The sequence below is a fragment of the Photobacterium makurazakiensis genome (assembly GCF_050336715.1).
Classification (GTDB): Bacteria; Pseudomonadota; Gammaproteobacteria; order Enterobacterales; family Vibrionaceae; genus Photobacterium; species Photobacterium makurazakiensis.
The window spans coordinates 1-4,313 of sequence record NZ_JAKJSJ010000123.1 but is presented as its reverse complement, the minus strand read 5'-3'; the positions used below and the strand labels follow the sequence as shown (position 1 = coordinate 4,313).

Annotated in this window: 4 protein-coding genes and 1 pseudogene; 3 read left to right on the top strand and 2 right to left on the bottom strand. The window is 41.9% G+C overall.

Going from position 1 to position 4,313, the window contains the following annotated elements; translation table 11 throughout:
* Positions 1–331: 331 nt before the first annotated feature.
* The 3 genes from L4D09_RS28450 to L4D09_RS28440 all read left to right on the top strand — a co-directional run bounded on the left by L4D09_RS28450 (position 332) and on the right by L4D09_RS28440 (position 3,207).
* Positions 332–2,164, top strand: coding sequence for a rolling circle replication-associated protein (locus tag L4D09_RS28450; protein ID WP_428460903.1), 1,833 nt, complete (start codon positions 332–334; stop codon positions 2,162–2,164).
* Positions 2,165–2,287: 123 nt separating this feature from the next.
* A complete protein-coding gene (locus tag L4D09_RS28445; protein WP_428460902.1) occupies positions 2,288–2,506 on the top strand; it encodes a hypothetical protein in 219 nt (72 codons plus the stop codon).
* 242 nt (positions 2,507–2,748) lie between these two features.
* Complete coding sequence (locus tag L4D09_RS28440) at positions 2,749–3,207, top strand: hypothetical protein (RefSeq protein ID WP_428460901.1); 459 nt, start codon at positions 2,749–2,751, stop codon at positions 3,205–3,207.
* 109 nt (positions 3,208–3,316) lie between these two features.
* Here L4D09_RS28440 and L4D09_RS28435 read toward each other — a convergent pair whose 3' ends face one another.
* Together L4D09_RS28435 and L4D09_RS28430 are read right to left on the bottom strand one after the other, a co-directional pair.
* Positions 3,317–3,568, bottom strand: coding sequence for an Ogr/Delta-like zinc finger protein (locus L4D09_RS28435; protein ID WP_428460900.1), 252 nt, complete (start codon positions 3,566–3,568; stop codon positions 3,317–3,319).
* A gap of 549 nt (positions 3,569–4,117) precedes the next feature.
* Positions 4,118–4,313, bottom strand: a pseudogene (locus L4D09_RS28430) (hypothetical protein); the annotation flags it as partial.

Sequence of the window (4,313 nt, the reverse complement as noted above, 5' to 3'; positions counted from 1 at the left end):
ATCGAGAAATGGCCTATTTTATGTGGCTGCTACAGTGCAGCCACATAACAAAACAGAAAATAATTTAGCCGCTTATAATAGCGGTTTTTTAGGATTCGATTTTTGTGGGCCACGTTTTGGGCGTTTAAATCCAGAACAACTTTGGGATTTAAATCGCGTTAATCGTGATAATCAATTTATCGATGAAAAGAAAATCGAACACGTGGCTTCTTTGCCACACTATAGTGCCAATCACCTCCGCGAAGCGGCGGCACGAAGTGACGAAAACAATAGGCTTGTCCAAGGGCGCAAAAGTCCGACACACCCTAAAGTCGCTAATTTATCACGCCGTATGGCAAAGCTGTGCAGGGCTCAGCGTGGTTCGGTAGTGCTTGATAGTACCGAGGCGTTTTACAATCACGACTCGATGTACGCGATTACAGACAGCGGGAACAACGCGCGGGTTTTGCCTCCGAAAGGGAAATCTATCGTTGCCGAACCTGAAGTGACACCTAATTCCATCAGATTAATGAAACGTGATTGGTCTGGCGGTTTCAAAATTCAATATTACACGCAGACACCATCAAGCTCAGCGCCAGATGCTCAGGAAGGGGACCGTTTTACAGAGAAGCTGACTAAGCGTTCTGTGTTGAAAATTTTTGAGTCAGGTGCGTATGTTGCAACATGTTGTGGTGGTTTTGTAACGTTCCTGACTCTGACGTTCTCTAATGAGCAGCGACACAAAATCTTTGGTGGCATGGTTGAAGGGGATGCCGCGCCATATTGCACTTTGCCTGAACCCCCGTTGCCGGCGAGTAAAACCAGAGGCGCACGTTCAATGTTGCGGGGGCGGCCAAAGATTAAATGTACCGATGGAAGTAACACGCCAATTAATATTAAACGCAACATGGCGAAATCCATTGACCATATTGCAGGGCCTTATTGCTACATTGATACGTGTGCCGATGACCCAGCAGCCACGGTTGATATTCATAATGATGGTTCGGTTAAGGTGATGAATGAAAATGGAAATATTGCCGGGCCTTATACGCCGACTTTTTCTAAACCTGAAAAAGAATTCACGTTAACAAAAACGGCAGAAACGACGATAGGAAAAGAAGTCAGTCGCTTTTTAGATGGTGCAAAGAAGATGTATCACCGAGGCTGGGTGGCAAATCATACGGTTGAGGTTGATGCCGAAAGTGGCGCGGAATATTGCAAGCTAGAAGAGAAATCAATTGCTGGCTACACCAAAGCCAGTGATGTAGGCCCAACACAGGAATCGTCAGATTTTCATTATATTTGGGTGGCTGAATGCCCAGCAAATGAAAATGGTGAACCTAACCCTCATGTTCATGTTTTATTAAATTGGTCGGTACCCAAACCACAGTTCTCTGCCTGGTCCAAACGGTTGGAAAAGCTTTGGGGAAATGGCTTTGCTAATTTACAACGTATTCAACAGCCCAAAGCCGCCAGTTCTTACATCATCAAAGCCGTTGGCTATGCTGCCAAAGGTGGAAATGCCGACCAAGGGTTAATTAAAGGTAATCGATATAACATCGCACGATGTAGCCGTGCTCCTGCATGGGAATGCGTTGCGAGTTTTGAAGCCGATAACATGGCCGCAATCATTAAAGAATGTGGTTACAAGCTAGAGCAATGGCGTAAACCGTTAAACAGAAGGATAAGGCGGATTGAAAAACAGTTAGACCAAACTATTAAAGCGAAATCAATCGCTAAACAAGCACGTAAACCAGAAGACGTTATTCATAAGCTAACGGGGCGGATCATTCGGCTTGAACATCAAATACGGTCTACGCGTGAACAAATAAAAAAACGCGATGTGTACGCTACGACTAAAAACATTTTCAGTATGTCATTTGATGGCAATCAGGCAGAAGAGAAGGTTTGGGATTTTCTATTATGGGCCGCCGGTGCACGTGGTTGGTCGATGGAATCAAGGTCCGGCGATGAAACTTTCCTAAACATGATGGTAGAAGCGAAAGAAACAGCTTGTGCAGAGTACGAGCAGAATTATCACAAGTTCAGAGAAAAGCGTGCTTATTGGCAAAGTGTTCTAAATGATCCCTTTGGACGACGTGATGATGGTGACCAAGACGCAGAGTTAGCGTGGAGCATGTGTATGCGAGAGCAATACATCAGTGATAATGCCCACCATGCTTAAATAGCTTTCTTGATTTATCATCATCAAAATCAGGTGGTTGTATCACTTTTTTGAACTTAACTGCTGCATATCGCAAATCATTACTGTATATTCATACAGTACTTTTCGGGAGGGATACTGCAAATGGCGCATTCAATCAGCTGGCAGGCCATTGATTTCATAGTTGAAGCATTGGCTGGCAACACATACGGCCAAGACCGTACCGAGGTAGGAGTTTACCTGGTCGAACTGGTTATGAAAGACAAGAAAGGGCCACTAGATGAGGCCCAATTAGAAATGGTTAAAGCGCTGCTGGTTGATGCGTCGAAGGAAGGCGCGCGTGTGGAAGCAGAGACTGATTGAGTGTTTATTTATGAATACTTCGGGCTTACATTCTGAAAATAGTGAATCTGCAAATTTAGCTATCTATAAATTAGATAAAATATGGCTAAACTCGACTTTTCAGGTCACGCTCACTGCACCATTACAGTAACACTTAATTACAGTTTATCCGTGGTACCTATAGGATTGATTGATTTATATGATTGTGGCTCGCTTTTGTATTCATCATAATTATCTCAAATATTACATGTCAGGTACCAAAATTGAAGCATAAAATTAAAGTTATCGTTAGTATTGCAGCTGTGTTAATGAGCCTTCAAACATCCTTCGCTGCTGAGGATAAATCAGACCAACTAGGGTTATTCACAACTATTGCCTCTGATTGCCCTGTTAGTAGGACTCAAGTCGATAACGCTATCGAAGGAGAATTTCTCCGAGCAAGAATTAAACCTTCGCGCAGCCTAGATTTCAATTTGAACGTCAATGTGTCTTGTCTTTCAATTAATAACGTAGCTGGTAACCATACCGGGTACGCTATTAATTATGAGATTAGGTATGGTACTCAAATAGAGGATGGAATGAATGTACTAATTGAAACACCTAGCTATGGCTCAATGCTGATAGCTGGTCCCAACAGTAGCTCTTCACAGTTTATTGTAAATGCTATCAAAGAGAGTACATCTTCAGCTTTGACAGATTATCTTAAGATGATAATGGAGTAGGGTTTTGTGTGGCTCATAATCCTTTACGGCAGGCTATTTTTCTAATTCACAAGCTAAATTAGGGAACAATAAAGACTGCAGATTGTTCCAGAACAGAGCATGTACAAAATCAAAACATAGCCAGCTGACTATGTAGTTCCTTAGCTTTTTCTGCAGGAAGAGACTTTACTATAGCAACGATCAGCTCGTTGGTATTCTTGGCTGAAGGGCTAAGAGTATGGGAAAAGCTAAGGTTCATCACGAATGAGTGGCCACACTCAGGGTCAGTACAACTGCAGTATAAATCCGCATAGCCGGTCGATATTCGATTGGTCTTTTGAATATTAGCTTTCTCGCCACACCCCGGACAAAACACTCTCATAACTCAGCCACTCCATTGATGAACTTACCCATTAAGTGTAAACCAAATGACTGGTTTTTTATACAGTGTTGTTGGTAAGTATAGTAATGCATGAAGAGACTAGGGCACCCACGTAAAACAGATTCACGTCACGGAAATCGCACTCCTCCTCCCCACCTGCGACGTTTAAAAAAAGTGTTTTTTTTCAGTTTTGTTTTTCGCAATTTTGGCAGAGGTACCAAGTGCGTGATTTGACGTTAAGCCCCGTGAATACAGGGCTTTCAAGGCATAATCAATGGAATAAGTAAGTGGGGAATCCACAAATATAAAACTGAAAAATTGAAATTAATTACAGTGTTTTTCAGTTTTAAGGATCACTTAATGATCTCTTGGGTTGATTTAACCAATTGAAAGTAAAGGGTTTGATGCGTTTGTTGTCACTGTTTTAATGATCTGGTTGATCATGATGAAGGGGAGGTAATTTAGGCTTGAAGCCAGTGATGGCAAGGGCTTCAAGCATTTTCAGACTGAATTTAAATTTCAAATAAATGTCTTAAAAGTAGTCACTATTTATTTAGTAACAGTAATACTTTTTTCGAGGTCATTAATATAACTTTTTAAGTTCGAATCATGTAATACTTGCTCTAAGCCGGTGTCATATTTCTCGATAATTGCTGGTGGAACAAACATGAATGTATCTTTCGTAATAGAAATTTTCACAGAAACATGTTCGGTGCTGATACAGGGGCCTGCGCTAAATAAGTCC